This is a genomic window from Streptococcus sp. KR (assembly GCF_002238115.1).
Classification (GTDB): domain Bacteria; phylum Bacillota; class Bacilli; order Lactobacillales; family Streptococcaceae; genus Streptococcus.
In genome coordinates, this window is record NZ_NGVM01000152.1 from 1 (window position 1) to 437 (window position 437).

Here is a 437-nt window from a genome sequence, read left to right on the forward strand (position 1 = left end):
AAGGATTGAAGCCATCTGAGTTCTTCATATTGACTAAATCTAACACCTTTACTTGGTAGCCATGTTCTAAAAAGAGTTTGCCTGTTTTCTCGGCCAAGTGATCTTTAGGATCCACTACAATATTAGAACTATTCATCTGAATCAGATTGGGTTTCACAAAGCGAAAGGTTTTCCCACTTCCTGAACCTCCTATCACCGCAATATTCTTATTTCTATCATATTGGGGTGGTTTTTTGTCTAATAATGTCAGACGAACGTCTTGTGCTAAGATCGTATCATGAGAAAATTCCTTTCCGTAAAAGAGCTTCTTTTCTTTTAGAGTTCCAAAACGGGCGCTCCCGTATTCTACCCCTTCTCGGTATTGTTTTTTGCCAGTCTCTAAATAGAGATAAACCAGCAACATCATCACAAAGCCTAGTAGAAAAAAAGCACTTGAT

1 protein-coding gene is annotated in these 437 nt (G+C 38.2%); it reads right to left on the reverse strand.

Annotation, left to right across the window (positions count from 1 at the left end):
* The coding region (locus tag CBI42_RS11360; RefSeq protein WP_142294135.1) for a type IV secretory system conjugative DNA transfer family protein at window positions 1–437 on the reverse strand (437 nt) is incomplete at both ends.